The organism is Bacillus sp. FDAARGOS_235 (genome assembly GCF_002073415.2).
Taxonomy (GTDB): Bacteria; Bacillota; Bacilli; order Bacillales; family Bacillaceae_G; genus Bacillus_A; species Bacillus_A toyonensis.
Map to the genome: position 1 here is coordinate 1,733,073 of NZ_CP020437.2, position 17,111 is coordinate 1,750,183.

The 17,111-nt window shown below is 36.6% G+C and carries 16 protein-coding genes, 1 pseudogene and 2 other annotated features; of the genes and pseudogenes, 1 reads left to right on the forward strand and 16 read right to left on the reverse strand.

The features are described 5' to 3' along the window. From A6J74_RS30680 to trpE, 16 genes and pseudogenes are all read right to left on the reverse strand, one after another. Nucleotides 1–81 carry an IS3 family transposase gene (locus A6J74_RS30680; protein ID WP_227493297.1) on the reverse strand — a complete coding sequence of 27 codons (81 nt, stop codon included), beginning with the start codon at nt 79–81 and terminating at the stop codon, nt 1–3. A gap of 96 nt (nt 82–177) precedes the next feature. After that, the gene (locus A6J74_RS10635; protein ID WP_000472903.1) at nt 178–1,815 is read right to left on the reverse strand and encodes a glucosaminidase domain-containing protein; all 1,638 of its coding nucleotides are present in this window, start codon (nt 1,813–1,815) and stop codon (nt 178–180) included. Nucleotides 1,816–2,306: 491 nt separating this feature from the next. After that, nucleotides 2,307–2,726, reverse strand: a complete 420-nt coding sequence (locus tag A6J74_RS10640) for a YxiG family protein (RefSeq protein WP_001084723.1) — start codon at nt 2,724–2,726, stop codon at nt 2,307–2,309. Nucleotides 2,727–2,795: 69 nt separating this feature from the next. Beyond that, nucleotides 2,796–2,972, reverse strand: coding sequence for a hypothetical protein (locus A6J74_RS10645; protein ID WP_000509719.1), 177 nt, complete (start codon nt 2,970–2,972; stop codon nt 2,796–2,798). A 106-nt stretch (nt 2,973–3,078) separates the two neighbouring features. Further along, nucleotides 3,079–4,524, reverse strand: coding sequence for a cell wall-binding repeat-containing protein (locus A6J74_RS10650; RefSeq protein WP_000537251.1), 1,446 nt, complete (start codon nt 4,522–4,524; stop codon nt 3,079–3,081). A 494-nt stretch (nt 4,525–5,018) separates the two neighbouring features. Beyond that, nucleotides 5,019–5,360: pseudogene (locus tag A6J74_RS10655) on the reverse strand (RHS repeat-associated core domain-containing protein); the annotation flags it as partial. Nucleotides 5,361–5,395: 35 nt separating this feature from the next. Next, nucleotides 5,396–6,079 (reverse strand): DUF2278 family protein, encoded by a 684-nt coding sequence (locus A6J74_RS10660; RefSeq protein WP_001128599.1) that lies wholly within the window; start codon nt 6,077–6,079, stop codon nt 5,396–5,398. Nucleotides 6,080–6,170: 91 nt separating this feature from the next. Beyond that, nucleotides 6,171–7,670, reverse strand: a complete 1,500-nt coding sequence (locus A6J74_RS10665; RefSeq protein ID WP_000996267.1) for an L-lactate permease — start codon at nt 7,668–7,670, stop codon at nt 6,171–6,173. Nucleotides 7,671–7,784: 114 nt separating this feature from the next. Continuing rightward, nucleotides 7,785–8,144, reverse strand: coding sequence for a DUF4029 domain-containing protein (locus tag A6J74_RS10670; RefSeq protein ID WP_000946157.1), 360 nt, complete (start codon nt 8,142–8,144; stop codon nt 7,785–7,787). Between the two features lie 74 nt (nt 8,145–8,218). Then, a complete protein-coding gene (gene trpA / locus A6J74_RS10675) occupies nt 8,219–8,995 on the reverse strand; it encodes a tryptophan synthase subunit alpha (RefSeq protein WP_000537847.1) in 777 nt (258 codons plus the stop codon). A 3-nt stretch (nt 8,996–8,998) separates the two neighbouring features. Continuing rightward, nucleotides 8,999–10,192 carry a tryptophan synthase subunit beta gene (gene trpB, locus A6J74_RS10680; RefSeq protein WP_001105049.1) on the reverse strand — a complete coding sequence of 398 codons (1,194 nt, stop codon included), beginning with the start codon at nt 10,190–10,192 and terminating at the stop codon, nt 8,999–9,001. After that, a complete protein-coding gene (locus tag A6J74_RS10685) occupies nt 10,189–10,803 on the reverse strand; it encodes a phosphoribosylanthranilate isomerase (RefSeq protein ID WP_000865150.1) in 615 nt (204 codons plus the stop codon). The genes trpB and A6J74_RS10685 overlap by 4 nt, the downstream gene beginning before the upstream one ends. Further along, nucleotides 10,800–11,561, reverse strand: coding sequence for an indole-3-glycerol phosphate synthase TrpC (gene trpC, locus A6J74_RS10690; protein ID WP_000536706.1), 762 nt, complete (start codon nt 11,559–11,561; stop codon nt 10,800–10,802). The genes A6J74_RS10685 and trpC overlap by 4 nt, the downstream gene beginning before the upstream one ends. Nucleotide 11,562: 1 nt before the next feature. Further along, nucleotides 11,563–12,588, reverse strand: a complete 1,026-nt coding sequence (gene trpD, locus A6J74_RS10695) for an anthranilate phosphoribosyltransferase (RefSeq protein WP_001099644.1) — start codon at nt 12,586–12,588, stop codon at nt 11,563–11,565. Then, entirely contained in the window at nt 12,585–13,172 is a 588-nt protein-coding gene (locus A6J74_RS10700) for an aminodeoxychorismate/anthranilate synthase component II (RefSeq protein ID WP_000636351.1), read from the reverse strand. Before A6J74_RS10700 ends, trpD begins: the two co-directional genes overlap by 4 nt. Then, complete coding sequence (gene trpE / locus A6J74_RS10705; RefSeq protein ID WP_002109560.1) at nt 13,169–14,587, reverse strand: anthranilate synthase component I; 1,419 nt, start codon at nt 14,585–14,587, stop codon at nt 13,169–13,171. Before trpE ends, A6J74_RS10700 begins: the two co-directional genes overlap by 4 nt. Before the next feature lie 51 nt (nt 14,588–14,638). Beyond that, nucleotides 14,639–14,883 (reverse strand) — a binding site (T-box leader). Between the two features lie 42 nt (nt 14,884–14,925). Then, nucleotides 14,926–15,163: a binding site (T-box leader), on the reverse strand. Nucleotides 15,164–15,623: 460 nt separating this feature from the next. On the opposite strand from trpE, the gene putP reads away from it, so the two are divergent. Continuing rightward, nucleotides 15,624–17,102 (forward strand): sodium/proline symporter PutP, encoded by a 1,479-nt coding sequence (putP, locus tag A6J74_RS10715; protein ID WP_000107200.1) that lies wholly within the window; start codon nt 15,624–15,626, stop codon nt 17,100–17,102. Nucleotides 17,103–17,111 lie beyond the last annotated feature (9 nt).

Sequence of the window (17,111 nt, forward strand, 5' to 3'; positions counted from 1 at the left end):
CTAAGCAACCTGAGTTCTATATTTATATGGACTCAGGTTATTTAATTTCTTTTGAAATCTTTGATAGTTATACAGGTGCATATATTTGCGCACAGCAACTTTAACCTCATCAAACCTATTAATAATTTAAAACATATAAAATACCCCTTTTAGCTTTTTCTAAAAGGGGTATTTTATTTACATATTTAATCCAGCTTTTAATACCCAATATTTATTTCCATTCATTGTGAGTGAGAATTCAATCCATCCGTTTGGATCTTCACGATAAATAAATACAGGTGTACCCGTTGCTAATGTACCTTGATCATTTTTCGTAACTGACTGACTTTTAATTGTACCATCAAATGGATATGGTACAACGTAATAGGAAGTAGCTAGTTTAACAGTTTTTGTCGTTCCTTGTGAGTATGTTTTATATGGAATATCACTTGATAGGGCGTCGACATTTAAAGAGTTTGGATTTTTAGGTAATTTTTTCGCATATACATAATCTTTTTTCTGGAAAGGTTTAATACGTTCCATTATTTTTACGATTTTAGCAGACCACTCTTGATCTGTTGAATACATGACATTCATGCCTTTTAATGTTGGTCCGTTAAAGTATGATCCGTTTGCTTCTAAGTACTTTTCTCTTACGTAGTTTGCGTTATAAGAAATACTATCACCGAAAGTTGGTAAATATTTCGCATACTTAAATGGATCAGCATCGTAAGCACGTAACCCAAATAGGTTATGTTTACGATATGCAATTTCAGATTTACCATATCCCGATTCTAAAATAGCGTGTGCAGCTAAATAAAGAGCATTGACACCATGTTTAGCTTGAGCTTCAACAAAGTCATTCCCATGTCCAATTAATGGGCTGTCTGGATGATATTTTTTAATATTAGCATCAATTTCTGCACCAGTCACATTTGAAGCGTACGTTAAATCAAGATCTAAATATGTGGTAGCAGTGATGTTATTTTCAGGAGTCCAAGCACCGCTCTTGTCGAAATGGTACGTCGTTCCATTGATTGAAGCAGTTCCAGTTTGCATCATACCGTTGGATTGCAAATAATACCATGTATCGCCATCTTGTAGCCAGTCCGTCTTCATTGCACCATTATTTTGTAAATAGTACCAACTTCCATCTATAAATGACCAACTCGTTTGCATTGCTCCACTAGCGTTTAAATAATACCACTTATTATTATCAAGAAGCCATCCGATTTTCATTGATCCATCATTTTGGAGGTAATAACGGTTGTTTCCATCTTGTAGCCAACCAATTTTCATTCCGCCACTTGAATTTAAGTAATACCACTTATTATTATCAAGAAGCCAGCCAGTTTTCATAGAACCATTAGAATTTAAATAATACCAAACTCCTTGATTTAATAGCCAACCCGTTTGCATTGCTCCGCTAGCGTTTAAATAATACCAAACTCCTTGATCTAATAACCAACCCGTTTTCATAGAACCATTAGAATTTAAATAATACCAAACTCCTTGATCTAATAGCCAGCCAGTTTGCATTGCTCCACTAGCGTTTAAATAATACCAAACCCCTTGATCAAACAGCCAGCCAGTTTGCATAATGCCGCTTGAATTTAAGTAATACCATTTATTATTATCAAGAAGCCATCCTTTTTTTATAGTGCCATCTGGATTGAAGTAATACCATTTCCCATTTTGTTGAACCCATCCAGATTGTTTTACAGCATTTACATTTACAGTTGCTGTATTAGAAGTTGTTACAGTTTCAGCTAAACCTGTTATAGGAATAGAAATTATACTAGATGTTAAGACAATTGCTGCAGCTTTTTTAAACATTTCTTCCTAGTACTCCTTTTATTAATTTTTTAGTTTAATAGTTATCTAACTACTATTGTAACAAGGAAGACGAAAAAAACAACTATAACATTGTAGATATTTAATAATATAATATTCGAATTATTAATATTGAGTTTTTAGGGGGAATTTATAAAGGAACATGTTCATAGAAGGATTGGAAAAAGTTGATTTGTAAAGTCAGCTCGTTAGTTTTTATTGTACATCTTCTTCTTTTTTAATAAGAGGGTGCTGCAAAACCCTCTTATTATTAATAAATTTCATGCTTACTCTCCATTATAAATTTATATACTACACTCTAATTGCTCAAAGAAAATGTTAAATCACATTGTTTTTAATTCTAGTTTTGTTCCAGCTTTTTGCATTCCCTGTTTTAAGTGCTTTTTATTGGACGGAGGTGTGTTGGCAAGCTTGTAATTTTTTGTCCCTAAACGATACCCAGCTCCGAACGAAATAACTATACTAAAAAACAACTACATTTTAAGATTAATCACTTTACCATTAAGAGAAAATTGTTTTGCTTCAACTAACAAAATAGAATCCCAAATCTCTATTATAATATTTACTCCTGTGGAATATTTGCTACTCCATTCTTTCTCATTTTGTAAACTCAATTTAACTTCACTCAGATTTGGATCTTCATAATAAATCGTTGTTAATTCTAAATAATCTACTTTTTCTCTATCATAAAATGCAAATCTACGCTTTTCATCATCTTTAACATAATAAAACGATGACACTTCTATCAATACTAATTTATAATCTTTTATCACTCCGTTATCAATTACCTGCAATGTAAATTTAATATTATCATTTAACAAATCTATATGTGTCTCTAAAATGGTAGCGCCCCATAAATCATCTAATATAGACTGTATATTAATACTATTCATGTAGCTTTTCATCCTTTTCTAACGTTTTTTATTTAATGTATGACGTATTTGCTTATAAGACTTTCTTAATCAATTAACACGTGATTTGCCTTTGTATCCTTTATAAGCACTATAGCCACTTATCGCTACAGGAATAAGCCAAGGTGCCTGTCCATCTGGATTTGTCAGCATCACTGGATTATTATCACCATACGTATACCCATTCTGCGTTACAGAGGCATCCTCTTCACCCAGATCATGCCCCATACAAAATCCCTTCTTTACTTTATTATATATTTTTCCCATTCCTGTTAGTTCTCATAAAAAATACAAACCTTTTTAATGAGGTTTGTATTTTTTATCTACTATTCAGTTATCTTGTCTTTGTCCATACACCGTTTGCATCTACCCAGTATTTGCTATCAACCCACGTATTTTTGCTCATTTTTCCAGTAGATGGGAAGAAAGAATACCACTTACCATCTATCTCTTTCCAACCTGCTGCCCTTACTCCATTTTCATCAAAATAATACTTTTCACCCTCAAGAGAAATCCACCCTATTGCCATCGAAGCATCATTTTGCAAATAATAGCCCTTACCATTATTGAACACCGAACCTATTACCGCTTCACCTTTTGTATTAAAGTAGTACCATTTTCCACTATCTTGTAGCCACCCAGTTACTTTTACACCTTTCTGGTTTAAATAATACAGTTTACCGTTTTCTATTCTCCATCCTGTTTTTCCATTCTTCCAGTCAGACATCATTTCACCGTTTTCTTTAAAACCATACCATTTACCATCAATGAAATGTTTTCCTACTGCCATTGCACCATTAGAGTGTAAGTAATACCAATTTCGATCTTTTTGTAACCAACCGGTCACCATAGAACCACTAGCGTTTAGATAGTACCATGTATTATTTACTAATATCCAATCTGTCGCCATGGAGCCTTCTGCATTTAAGTAATACCAATGACCGTTTACTAACGCCCATCCTTTCATCATGGAGCCACTTTCTTTCAGGTAATACCACTTGCCATCTACTAGCGTCCAACCTGTTTTCATTGCTCCATCTGCACTTAAGTAATACCACTCACCATTTACTAACGTCCAACCTGTCACCATAGATCCGTTTTCTTTCAAGTAATACCACTTGCCATCTACTAGTACCCAACCTGTTACCATCATTCCGTTGTCATTCAAGTAGTATTGTTTTCCATTTTCCTTAAACCAACCTGTCACAAATTCCAATTTTTTCTCATCAAAATAATACCAGTGTCCTTGTGTTTCTCCATATTCCTTGAAATAATTCCAACCAACTACTGGCTCCAATAACGTAATGTTACCACTGCTCAGTTCTTCCATGCTTTCTCTCTCTGAGCTACCTCGTGGCTCATGAACGTTAGAGTTATATGCTATTAAGCCCAAAACTCCTGAATGGATCATATCAATTCCCCAAGTTCCAACCTGCTCAAAATCAAAATAAGTATTTAATACACCTTCATACAAATCTGTTTCCGAATTATATTTTAAATTGACATACTCATAAACTTCTTCTTCCTCTTCATCTAAATAAGGAAGGATATACTTGATGCTTATATCAGAACCTATGCCATTTGGATTATTAACCTTGACGGTAACTTTCACTTTCATTTCATTACCAAAAGAAACCTCACTTGGCGTTACATGAACACTATCGATCCAATCACTCTTGTTTTCTGATTCTGCACCAACTTCTTTACTAAACACCACACTCATCATAACCATGACTACAAGCATCATCGCTTGCATCAAAATTTTCTGCCTCGTACCCATATATATGTAGCCTCCTGCATCCATAAAATTGTGACTTTCAGGGTGGAAAACAGACAAGTCTAGAATAATATAGTAAACTCCCAAACTATCTTACCATTCTTTTTTATTATCCATTAAAAACAGAACATCCGTTCAATCCCCTTACATAAATTAAAGGATAAGAATAAAAAAAACAAGATAGATTTTACATGTAGAAACACTTTCATTTGTAATTACGAAAATATTCCTACAATTCCTCGTAAATCATTTACAGACTACCCCTATATCCCTTATATTAAAAGTAACCATATGCAGATACTACACAATGTGTAAAAATCACTTAATAAATCATACATGTGACAAAGGATTAGAAAGGACTTATAAATAGTAAAAAGTAGTGACCATGAATTCTGATCCTATCAAAAACCTTTTATAAGTTATCATTTTCAATCATTATGAAAAATACCACTATTAATAATTCATGAACAGTTTCTATGCCTTCAATAGCGATCACCATACATAACAATTTCTTTATCATACATGTATCCCGCGTATCCAAATGGATTCTCTGCTGCGATACCTTTTGCGTCACTCTTTAATACGTTCCCCCATGCATCATATTCATAGTTTACGACAACTTGTCCATTTGGGTCTGTCATCGCTACTACGTCACCACTTGGGTTGTAGTGATAGAATAACGTTTGTCCTTGTGCTTTCATTGCTAGACGAACGCCGGCCATTGAGTATACATATTGACGAAGTACGTTTCCACTACCATCTGTCTCGTATAACGGATTAATACTGTCACCATCGTAGAAGTAACGTGTGATTTTTCCATTTACTTCTTTTTCGAAACGAAAAGAGCTCGTTCATGTCGAACGAGCTCTTTTCATCAATTATTTTTCTTATAATTACAATTCTCAACCGGAACACGAGCATGCCCTTCTTCATCCGTACACCATGACTGCGACTGGAATGCAAGAAAGATACCGATCCATTCTTCTTCCTTTTCAAAATGAATGAGTATTCCTCCGTCTTGCCATATACCATCATCACCTTGCCATTTTTCTACATTTCCTTGATTCATATGAATATCATGTATACCGTTTCCTGGTTCAAAATGAAAGTAAGAATCGGGTGTATTTTCTTCTGGCCCCCATCTTTCACCGAACGCGTAAATAATCGTACTTTCTTCTATCGCTCGCTTTATATACCGCTCAATTTTTTCATTTAAATCATTATCAGCTCCTGCTTTTTCAGGTGGTAAAGGGATCATTTGATTTGAGTCAAATAGATTTCCTCTTACATAATCTAAAGCTACTTTCGGTTCATTGTTTTTTATTTCTGTAAAACCGAATGGTAATGTCGGTAAAATATGAATCGCCTCTGACCTAATATTGTTACTCGCAAAATATAAAACTTCCGACGGATAACTTTGCGATTTCACGTTAATTGCAATACGATAATCTACTCCTGCTTCGCCTTGTAAATGAACTTGATAATGAGGTGTTTTCCCTTTTCCAATCTTTGATTGTATAACTGTACCTTTTAACACACCGTAGTTTTTTAGGGGCATACATTTCATCTCCTATTCATTTAGTAGAAGCTTTTCATACTTAAGGCATTATCCATATAAAAAGAAAATCCTCCTTTTTCAGGAGGATTTCTTATTTTCTCAACATATACCAAAAAATAACCTCCACCACTACAAGTAACACCGCACCAAAGATCATTAACGTCGTCTTCTTTAATAGTTCATTTTCACGATACGGGATATTACATAAATAAGCACCTAGTGTAATGCGTGATGGACAAGCGATTGTCGCCACTGACGATGCGGTGTTTTGAAGTGTTGTGACGTATTGCCACGGGAGTGCTACGTTTTGTGCTGTTTGCATTTGTAGTTTTATAAACATCGCATTTGATCCTGCGTTACTACCTGTTAAAAAACCACCGATACCACCGATGAACGGAGCAACGAAAACGAAAAAGGTACCAAATGTTTCACCAGCTGTTTTTGCGAGTAATGAATGCATACCAGATGCACCCATTAGTTCTGAAATGGCGATAAACATCGTCGTCGTAATCGCAAAAGGAATCCATTGTTTTATCGTTTGCAAGAGTGATTGTTTCATAATATGAGATGGAATGCGGAAGAAAATAATTGTAAATAAACAAGTCATGCCGAGCCAAAAACCTGGTGAATATAGCATTTCTAATTTGTAAGAATATGATTTTAAATCAAGGACTGCATATGATCTGAACAAATCATGTAATGGTGGAACGAGGCGAGAAAGTAAAATACAAACTGTTAAGAAGATATAAGGGCTAATAATTTTTATAATGGATACTTCTCTCTCCGTTGCCGCAGCATGTTCTGTTATAAAGGTTTGCTCATTTTTCCCTTTTAGTTTAATGATAAGAAAGCCAAATGTAATGGTAACGATAGAACTTAATATACCTGCTAGTTCAACACTTACGTATGCGTTAGAAAGATAGATTCCGAGAGAAAATAATAGAAAGAATCCTATCCCTTCCTTCCACTTTTCTATAACTGCCTGAAAGCCACCGACAACGTATAAAGAAAGGATGATAAAGTATGCGAAAATCGGTATGCTTAATAATGCTGTATTTGTACCAAGAGTTGTGAGCGGCATATTTATAAGCTGCGAACCGATAATCGTACCAGTTGCCATTGCGCCCCATGAACTAGCTAGTAAACCAATAAATGAAAGTAGTACAGCTTGAAACGGTTTATAGCCTAATGAAAGAAAGATAGGTGCTGCAACCATGAAGCCAATTCCGAATCCACTTACCGATTCAATTAGTGGGCAAATACCAAAGCACATAAGAAGCATTTGTAATAAACGATCTTGCGTCACTTCTTCTAAAAAACGCGCTACTTGATCGATGTACCCCATTTTGTTCATGAGGTGAAATAAAAAAATACCGAAAAATAAAACATACCCGACAATAAAACAAATTAACCAACCTTTAATCGTTGCATGCACAGTTTCACTTATCCTTAATTGAAACGTTGGCGAGAGTAAAACGATTCCAACAGACACCGCATAAGAAATTAATGAGGACCTTAATGACGTTTGTTTAAATAAAAATAAACAAATGAAAATCATCATAATTGGGATAAGTGCCAACAATATGGCCATGTTATCATCTCATTTCGTTAAAAATACAATTTTTAACTATTATATAACAGATGTAATATTTTTCAATTGTTTTTACAACAGAATCAAAAAGAAGCCGTTTGGCTCCTTTTTGATTCACTCCCATTTTCTATTATCCTCAAAAACCGTCTGCTGTCCGATTATTTTTCCTAACACAACAAACACAATGTAAGCACATATCGCTTGCAGTACAATATTCCCAAGTTTCATTAATGAAAATGAATAAATCCATTGAAATAATTCATTTAATAATACAATCGAAACGATACTAAATAGTTCTATACTAATTGAAAATATACATACTTCTAAAATAGATTGCTCTTGAATCCGATTTAAGTTGGAAAAGATGAATACATACCCTACAAATAGAGCCATCAACTCTATTTTCGTCATGCTAATAAGCCAAGCGTACAGTGGTACAGTTAAAAGAAGATATAGTAGTTTACGTCTTAGCATGCTTTCTCACCCTCTAAATTATATGTATTTTCTGTATATTTTAACATTTATTACGCAAAACAAAAAGAAGAGACTTACGCCTCTTCTTTTTGTTTTGTTGCCTGTATTAATTCACATATTTCTTCTCGTTTTTCATTTTCTAACAGCTCAATAACTTTACTTCCAACGACAACTCCGTCACATATTGTAATCATTTCTTCTACATGTTCCTTTGTTGAAATACCGAACCCTGCCACTACCGGTAAATGCGTATGTGATTTTACTTTTTCTAAGTAACTATGAATTTCCTCTTTAAAGTTTTGACGCACTCCCGTTACACCTGCTACTGTAACGGCGTAAACGAATCCTTCTGATTCACTCGTAATTTTTTCGATTCGCTCAATTGGGCTCGTTACTGTAACGAGTGGAATTAGCGCAATGTTTGCCTCTCGAAGTAACGGGGCAATAATATTTTGTTCTTCATACGGTAAGTCTGGAACGATAATACCGTCCACACCTGCCTCTAAGCATCTCTCAATGAATTGTTCTTTTCCGAATGCGAGTACTGGATTTACATATGTCATGAGTACAAATGGAATTTGCACTTCTTTCCTTACTTCTGCTAACGCTTGAAAAATGCCTTTTACTGTTACGCCGCTATCTAGCGCTCGTTTCCCTGCTCTTTGAATCGTTGGACCATCTGCGACTGGATCTGAAAATGGAATACCAATTTCAACGATGCTTGCTCCTGCTTCGTCTAGAAAACGAATTCTTTCTTTTAACTTTTCAAGTCCACCATCTCCGCCCATTACGTACGGAATAAATGCTTTTTTACCATTTTCAAATACTGCTTTAATTTTTTCTACTCCCATTTTTTACACCTCTTCCATATAACGTTTTATACTCTCTACATCCTTATCACCGCGGCCAGATAAACAAATGACAAGCCCTTCGTCCTTCTTCATTTGCGGCGCTAATTTTAATGCATATGCGACAGCATGCGAGCTTTCTAAAGCCGGAATAATCCCTTCTTTTTTCGTTAATAATTGAAATGCTTCTAACGCTTCATCATCAGTAATGGAATGATAAGAAACGCGGCCAATATCTTTTAGCAAGCTATGTTCTGGCCCAACACCTGGGTAATCAAGTCCTGCTGAAATAGAGTGTGCTTCTTGAATTTGTCCTTCTTCATTTTGCAGAAGGTACATCATCGATCCGTGTAAAACACCAACGCTTCCTTTCGTTAAAGTCGCTGCGTGCTGTTCTGTATGAACGCCTTTCCCTGCTGCTTCTACGCCGTAAAGAGCGACTTCTTCATCGTGTACGAACGGATAAAACATGCCCATCGCATTACTACCACCGCCAATACAAGCAACGACTGCTTCTGGTAACTTTCCTTCTAACGCCTCATATTGTTTTTTCGTTTCTTTCCCAATTACACTTTGGAAATCACGGACAATTTGTGGGAATGGATGTGGCCCGAGAACAGATCCCATAATGTAGTGCGTATCATGCACATGTGAAACCCAGTAACGAAGCGCCTCGTTTACCGCATCTTTTAATGTTCCGCTACCTGCCGCTACACTTTCTACTTTCGCTCCGAGTAATTCCATTCGAAACACATTTAATTTTTGACGTCTCACATCTTCTTCCCCCATAAAGATGACGCATTCTAATCCAAGTAGGGCACATACAGTAGCGGTTGCCACTCCGTGTTGTCCAGCCCCTGTTTCAGCGACAACTTTTTTCTTGCCCATTCGTACTGCAAGAAGTGCCTGACCAATTGTATTGTTAATTTTATGAGCTCCTGTATGGTTCAAATCTTCACGTTTTAAATAAATCTTTGCACCGCCGCAATACTTCGTCATATTTTCAGCGAAATAAAGCGGTGTTTCTCTTCCGACGTACGTTGTTAAATAATGATTTAATTCCTTTTGAAACGCTTCATCTTGCATCGATTCTTTATATGCTTCTTCTAGTTCTAATACAGATTGCATTAACGTTTCTGGAACGTATCGTCCTCCGTATATACCGTAGTGGCCTTTTTCATCTGGATATGCGTAGTTCATTTGGAACACTCCTTCGCTTTTTTAATAAATTGTTTTATTTTCTTTAAATCTTTCTTTCCTTCTGTCTCCACTCCGCTACTTACATCGACCATATACGGCTGAATAGTTCGAATCGCTTCTTCTATATTAAGAGCGTTTAATCCACCAGCTAATATCGTTTTCTCTCGCAACTCTTTTGGCATATGCTCAAGTAGTGCCCATGAAAATTTCTTTCCATTTCCTCCGCGAAACTTTTCTTTCGGGCTATCAAACAATATATAATCCGTTTCATATGTTTGAGCGTTTTTCATATCAGCCTCTGAAGTTACTCCTAGCGCTTTTATAGACGGAATATTCAATCTTTTAATTTGATGATTATCTTCATCCCCATGTAGTTGCACATGCGTTAACCCGCATTCATCTGCAATTTTCTGGATCTCTTCTACTGATTCATTTACGAAAACACCGATTTTTAATACGTTTGCTGGAATCTCCTGAATGATTTCTTTCGCTAGCCTTGGAGTGATTTTCCGCTTACTTTCTGCAAAAACAAATCCGAGTGCATCAACTCCGTATTCACAAGCACGGTTTGCCGTTTCAACATCAGTGATGCCGCAAATTTTCACTTTCATATGTTCACCTTACAATCTTCAAAAAAGGTACGAATAGAAGATGATGTCATGAGTGCTTCTCCAACTAATACACCTTTCGCTCCAGCTCGTTTGACACGAATAATATCTTCTTTTGAATGAATCCCGCTTTCACTAATCCAAAGTAATTTCTCCTCGTTTAATCGTTTTCCAAGTTTTTCTGTTTGGCTTAAATCGACTTCGAATGTTTTTAAATTACGGTTGTTAATACCGATAACGTGCGGATTTAATTGGATTGCAATTTCTAATTCCTGTTCATCATGAACTTCAACGATCGCTTCTAATCCTTTTTCTAGTACGTAGCTATAAAGCTCTTTTAACTTTTCTTTCGTTAACGCCGCTACGATTAATAAAATAAGATCTGCACCAGCTTCATACGCCCTATCAATTTGGATTTTATCGATTATAAAATCTTTGCATAAAAGCGGAATGTTACTTTCTGCTCTTGCAGTTTGTAAATCGTGAAACGATCCTTTAAAAAATTGACCGTCTGTTAAAACCGAAACTGCTCCTGCACCGCATTCTTCATAAGTTTTCACTTGTTTTCGTACATCAACGTGTACATTAATATCTCCTTTTGATGGTGATGCTCGCTTTACTTCTGCAATGACAGTAAATTGCTCTAAAGCTTTTACGAGTGAGTATGTTTTTCTTTTTTCATTCCCTGGTGTATATGTTTCATATAACTCCGCAACTTCTTTTTTCTTCTGCTCTACAATTTTGTCTAAAATCGTCCCCACCTTAATTCACCCTTTCTAATTTTTCGTTGCTTGCTGTAATTAATAAGTTTAGTTTGGCTAATGCTTTTCCAGAGTCAATGCTATGTGTCGCTAGTTTAATTCCCTCTTCAATCGTTTCCGCTTTTCCGTTTGCGAAAAGAGCGAGCCCTGCATTTAATAAAACGGTATCGCGGTAAACACTCTTTTCTCCATTTAATACGCCGAGCGTAATCTTTGCATTTTCTATTGAATTCCCGCCTCTAATTTCTTCATTTTTCACTTTTGAGAAACCATACTTTTCCGGATCGATACTCATTTCTACTATTTCATTATCTTTTAAAAGGGCTACGTGATTTTCTCCCTGTAATGATGCTTCATCTAAAAAACCACTTCCATTTACGACAAGCGCTTGTGTCCGCCCTAACTTCTGTAATACTTGCGCAACTGGTAATAACATATCTCGTTTATAAATACCGACAAATTGTGTTTCTAAGTTAACAGGATTCGTTAAAGGCCCAATTAAGTTAAAGATTGTCGGCACATTTAATTCTTTTCTTATTTTCATAATGCGCCTTAATGCTGGGTGCATCGCTGGTGCGAATAAGAAAGCGATACCGACATGCTCTAGTAAATAATCAATTTCGCTTGGCGTACTGCTAATATTTACACCGAGTTCTTCTAATAAATCCGCACTTCCTGTTTTACTAGAAACAGCACGATTACCATGCTTTGCCACCTTTACACCTGCTCCTGCTAGTACGAATGCCGATGTTGTACTTACATTGAACGTTTGGGCACCGTCACCACCTGTTCCGCAATTGTCCATCGCGCCTTCTATATGGTTTGAAAACGGCAATGCTTTTTCACGAAGAGCACGAACGAGGCCATATATTTCTTCTGCTGTTTCACCTTTCGCTTTCAGTAATACTAAGAAAGCTGCTACTTCACTTTCCAATATGTTGTCACTTAATAAAAGAAGTCCCGCTTCATACATTTCTTCTTCTGTTAAATGTTGTCCCTCCACTAATTTACGAAGATAGGTATTCATACTCTCTCCTCCTCTTTTACTTCTCCTAAAAAAGCACGTATTAACTTTCCGCCTTCTTCTGTTGCGATTGATTCTGGATGAAACTGTAACCCGAAAAGCGGATAATAATTATGACGAACCGCCATTATTTCTCCATCATCCATAGCATTTGCTAACACATCAAAACATTGTGGTAAACTCGCTTGCTCTGCAACAAGTGAATGGTAGCGCATCGCTGTTAGTGGCTGCGTCACGTACGAAAAGATTGACGTTCCGTTATGTTTCACACGCGATGTTTTTCCGTGTTTAATGTGCTCCGCTCTTACAATTTCTCCTCCAAATGCCGATATAATTGCCTGATGGCCGAGACAAATCCCTAATATGGGAACGTTCTTATAGAAATGACGAATAACTTCGATACAAATACCAGCATCTTCTGGTTTTCCTGGTCCTGGTGAAAGCACAATTCCTTTTGGATTCATCTCTTCTAACTGTTCTATCGTTATTTGATCATTTCTTACGACTACAATTTCTTCTTCGTATTCGCCTAACAGTTGGTACAAGTTATATGTGAACGAATCGTAATTATCGATGAGTACAATCATTTCATTACCTCCAAAAGCGCCCTCGCTTTATTTAACGTTTCTTCATATTCAGCTACCGGATCTGAATCGTAGACGATACCTGCTCCTGCCTGAACATATGCTTTTTCATCTTTTACAACCATCGTTCGAATGGCGAGCGCCATATCAAGATTTCCTGAGAATGAAATATATCCAACAGCTCCGGCATATACATTTCTTTTTTCATGCTCTAACGTATTGATAATTTCCATCGCTCTAATTTTCGGAGCTCCCGAAACCGTCCCCGCTGGTAAACAATACGCTAATGCGTCAAATCCGCTCATTCGTTTTCGCAATGTTCCGTAAACTTCAGATACAATGTGCATGACGTGAGAATATTTTTCTACTTTCATATATTTATCTATCGTCACAGATCCAATTTCACTCACTCTGCCAATATCGTTTCGTCCAAGATCCACAAGCATCATATGCTCTGCTCGTTCTTTCTCGTTTTCTAACAGTTCTTTTTCAATTTCCGCATCTTCCTGCTTTGTTTTCCCTCTCGGTCTCGTACCCGCAATTGGATTTGTCATCACTTTATCGTCTCTAACTGATAACAAGCTTTCTGGTGAAGAACCGAGTACAACATAATCTTGAAAATCGATATAAAACATATATGGTGATGGATTCGCAATGCGAAGCTTGCGGTATAAAGCGAAAGGATCACCTTTACACTCGCTTTGCAAACGCTGAGATAGTACGACTTGGAATATGTCCCCTGCTCGTATATGCTCTTTCGCCGTTTCTACCATCATGCAAAACTCTTTTTCCGTTATAGAAGAAGTGAATGATAATGTTGATTGTATTTCCTTTACTTCCGCTTCTTCTCCTTTTAGCACTTCTTCTTTGTATACTTGCAACCTTTCGTATACTTCTTCATAATCTGCTGAATCATCTTGCCCGCATACATATACAAACGACAACTTTTGGCGTAAATGATCGTAAACGATAAACTCACGATATAGTAAAAGGTGTACTTCTGGAATATTTAATGGATCGTGTAAATCTGCTCCAATGTTTTCATACTGCCGAATGACGTCATACCCTATATAACCAACTGCTCCTCCGCAAAATGGGAATGGGCTCTCTACTTGCGATGATGCAATTACCCCTTCTAACACTTGCAGTACGTTACCTTGCAACTTTTCTGTTTGCCCATGTGTCGTTCGTTCGACTTCCATACCAATGCTTTTCACTTCTCCATACGGATTACAACCTAAGTAAGAATAGCGCCCTTTATCTTGATGAAGCTGTGAGCTCTCTAATAAAAACTTCTTCTTCCCTGTCATACGTCTATATAAAGAAATTGGCGTAATGCTATCTCCTTCTTCTTCAGCGATTACTAAAAATGTTTTTCCTTGTTCTTTTTGCTTCATAAATTCCTCTTTTGTCATCATGCCTTTCACCTCACTCTGAAAAATAAAAAAGTCCCCTACATATCGAAATATGTAGAGGACGATAAATTTACCGTGGTACCACCTCATGTTGGACGCAAAAGCATCCCGCTTTATTCAGGTACAAAATATATACCTTATCCTTGTAACGGCGGAACCCGGGTTGCCTACTGAATAAAATTGTTCAGCATACCTCTCGTAAGCCCATTCCGTATATGGCACCGTACCGGGCTCCCACCAGTCCCCGACTCTCTAAAACGTCTCCAATATACGTACTCTTCTTACTTAAACGATTTAACATATTTAATTTTTTGTACACAAAAAGGGAGTACTCATCCTATAGAAAGGACGGGTACTCCCGTGGTGCCACCTTAATTCGTTACGAATGTAACGCACTTTACCGTATCAAAAACAATACGTGTCTCTTGTATCGATGAGATCATGTCGCCAAAGCCTACTTCTTTCGTTTCGGTTTGGAAGCTCCGAAGCCCATTCCACATCAATCCCATACTGATTCGCACCAACCATCAGCTCTCTGACATGTTCATCATGTGTACTCTTCTTCATCAACGCTTGCATTTTTTTAAGTTGCACTCATTATAGACTTAACTTTTTTCACAAGTCAATACTTTTTTCGAAAAAAATATTTTTCCCTTCTTTCAATATTATATTGACAAAACAACGTGTTTTTATGTAAATATAATAAATACTCTATTAAAATTAAGGTTTTTTGCTAGAAAGTCATATATCCCAAAAGTAAAGAACTGTCAAAAAACGCTTAAATTTCAGAAAATTCGTATTTGCGCATGGATTTTTCTGAATAATCATGATAGATTATAAAGTGAAACTTTAATCAGTGGGGGTTTTGTTCATCCCCGATTGATTATTAGCCTTCACCAATCGGGCATTTACGGGCAGTTGATCTCCCACCTAACTTCCTTGCCCAGTCAATTTTAACTTGTGGGAGTTTTACTGCCCGTTAATGCGGGATAAATATGCAAAATGCATCAAAAGACATGACAAAAGGAAGGGGAACTACATGAGTACGCAGATGTTAACTTTAACTTCTATCTCTATTTACATGCTCGGGATGTTAGTAATCGGCTATTTCGCCTACAAACGAACATCCAACTTAACAGATTATATGCTTGGCGGTCGTACACTAGGCCCCGCAGTAACAGCATTAAGTGCTGGAGCATCCGATATGAGTGGTTGGCTTTTAATGGGCTTACCCGGTGCAATGTTTAGCGTTGGATTAAGTAGTAGTTGGATTGCAATTGGCCTAACACTAGGCGCATACGCAAACTGGCTATATGTCGCTCCTCGCTTACGTACCTACTCTGAAATTGCAAACAACTCTATTACTATCCCAGAATTTTTGGAACACCGTTTCCACGACAAATCTCACATGCTACGCTTAGTATCTGGACTTGTTATTATGATTTTCTTTACTTTCTATGTAGCTTCAGGGTTAGTTTCAGGCGCTGTATTATTTGAAAATTCATTTGGTATGAACTATCATATTGGATTATTCATTGTAGCAAGCGTCGTTGTAGCTTACACATTATTTGGTGGTTTCTTAGCAGTAAGTTGGACAGACTTCGTGCAAGGAATCATTATGGTAGTTGCTCTTATTCTTGTTCCTATCGTAACAATTATGAATGCAAACGGACTTGGACCTGCATTTGATACAATTCGCTCTGTAGATCCAACACGTTTAGATATTTTTAAAGGTGCCTCCACTTTAGGAATGATTTCTTTATTCGCATGGGGCCTTGGTTATGTTGGACAACCTCATATTATCGTACGCTTTATGGCAATTTCTTCTGTAAAAGAACTGAAAAGCGCACGAAGAATTGGTATGAGCTGGATGATTTTCTCTGTTGTCGGAGCTATGTTTACTGGTCTTATCGGTATTGCCTACTATTCACAACAAGAGTTGACATTATCTAACCCAGAGACAATTTTCCTTGAGCTTGGAAAAATTTTATTCCATCCACTTATTACTGGATTTTTATTAGCTGCGATTTTAGCTGCAATTATGAGTACAATTTCATCTCAACTTCTCGTTACTTCAAGTGCTGTAACAGAAGACTTATATCGTACCTTCTTTAAACGCTCTGCTTCTGATAAAGAGCTTGTATTTGTCGGTCGTATGGCTGTTCTTGGTATTGCATTAGTTGGGTGCGCATTAGCGTTTAAACAAAATGATACGATTTTAGCTCTTGTTGGATACGCTTGGGCTGGATTTGGTTCTTCATTTGGACCAGCTATTTTATTAAGTCTATATTGGAAACGCATGACGAAATGGGGCGCACTTGCTGGTATGATTTCTGGTGCCGCTACTGTTATAATATGGACTCAATTTAAATTCTTAACAAACTTCTTATATGAAATGATTCCTGGTTTCACAATTAGTTTACTAGCAATCGTAATCGTTAGTTTACTAACACAACCTTCAAAAGAAGTTGAAGAGCAATTTGAGAATTTCGAAAAACAACATAGTGATAGTCTATAAAAAAGAAAT

What these genes read in the sequence shown, in the direction of transcription:
- A6J74_RS10640 (WP_001084723.1), bottom strand. Translation starts at nt 2,726, where the DNA reads ATGAATAGTATTAATATACAGTCTATATTAGATGATTTATGGGGCGCT.
- A6J74_RS10635 (WP_000472903.1), bottom strand. Translation starts at nt 1,815, where the DNA reads ATGTTTAAAAAAGCTGCAGCAATTGTCTTAACATCTAGTATAATTTCT.
- A6J74_RS10650 (WP_000537251.1), bottom strand. Translation starts at nt 4,524, where the DNA reads ATGGGTACGAGGCAGAAAATTTTGATGCAAGCGATGATGCTTGTAGTC.
- A6J74_RS30680 (WP_227493297.1), bottom strand. Translation starts at nt 81, where the DNA reads ATGCACCTGTATAACTATCAAAGATTTCAAAAGAAATTAAATAACCTG.
- A6J74_RS10645 (WP_000509719.1), bottom strand. Translation starts at nt 2,972, where the DNA reads ATGGGGCATGATCTGGGTGAAGAGGATGCCTCTGTAACGCAGAATGGG.
- putP (WP_000107200.1), top strand. Translation starts at nt 15,624, where the DNA reads ATGAGTACGCAGATGTTAACTTTAACTTCTATCTCTATTTACATGCTC.
- trpB (WP_001105049.1), bottom strand. Translation starts at nt 10,192, where the DNA reads ATGAACTACGCATATCCAGATGAAAAAGGCCACTACGGTATATACGGA.
- A6J74_RS10660 (WP_001128599.1), bottom strand. Translation starts at nt 6,079, where the DNA reads ATGCCCCTAAAAAACTACGGTGTGTTAAAAGGTACAGTTATACAATCA.
- A6J74_RS10670 (WP_000946157.1), bottom strand. Translation starts at nt 8,144, where the DNA reads ATGCTAAGACGTAAACTACTATATCTTCTTTTAACTGTACCACTGTAC.
- trpD (WP_001099644.1), bottom strand. Translation starts at nt 12,588, where the DNA reads ATGAATACCTATCTTCGTAAATTAGTGGAGGGACAACATTTAACAGAA.
- trpE (WP_002109560.1), bottom strand. Translation starts at nt 14,587, where the DNA reads ATGATGACAAAAGAGGAATTTATGAAGCAAAAAGAACAAGGAAAAACA.
- trpA (WP_000537847.1), bottom strand. Translation starts at nt 8,995, where the DNA reads ATGGGAGTAGAAAAAATTAAAGCAGTATTTGAAAATGGTAAAAAAGCA.
- A6J74_RS10685 (WP_000865150.1), bottom strand. Translation starts at nt 10,803, where the DNA reads ATGAAAGTGAAAATTTGCGGCATCACTGATGTTGAAACGGCAAACCGT.
- A6J74_RS10700 (WP_000636351.1), bottom strand. Translation starts at nt 13,172, where the DNA reads ATGATTGTACTCATCGATAATTACGATTCGTTCACATATAACTTGTAC.
- A6J74_RS10665 (WP_000996267.1), bottom strand. Translation starts at nt 7,670, where the DNA reads ATGGCCATATTGTTGGCACTTATCCCAATTATGATGATTTTCATTTGT.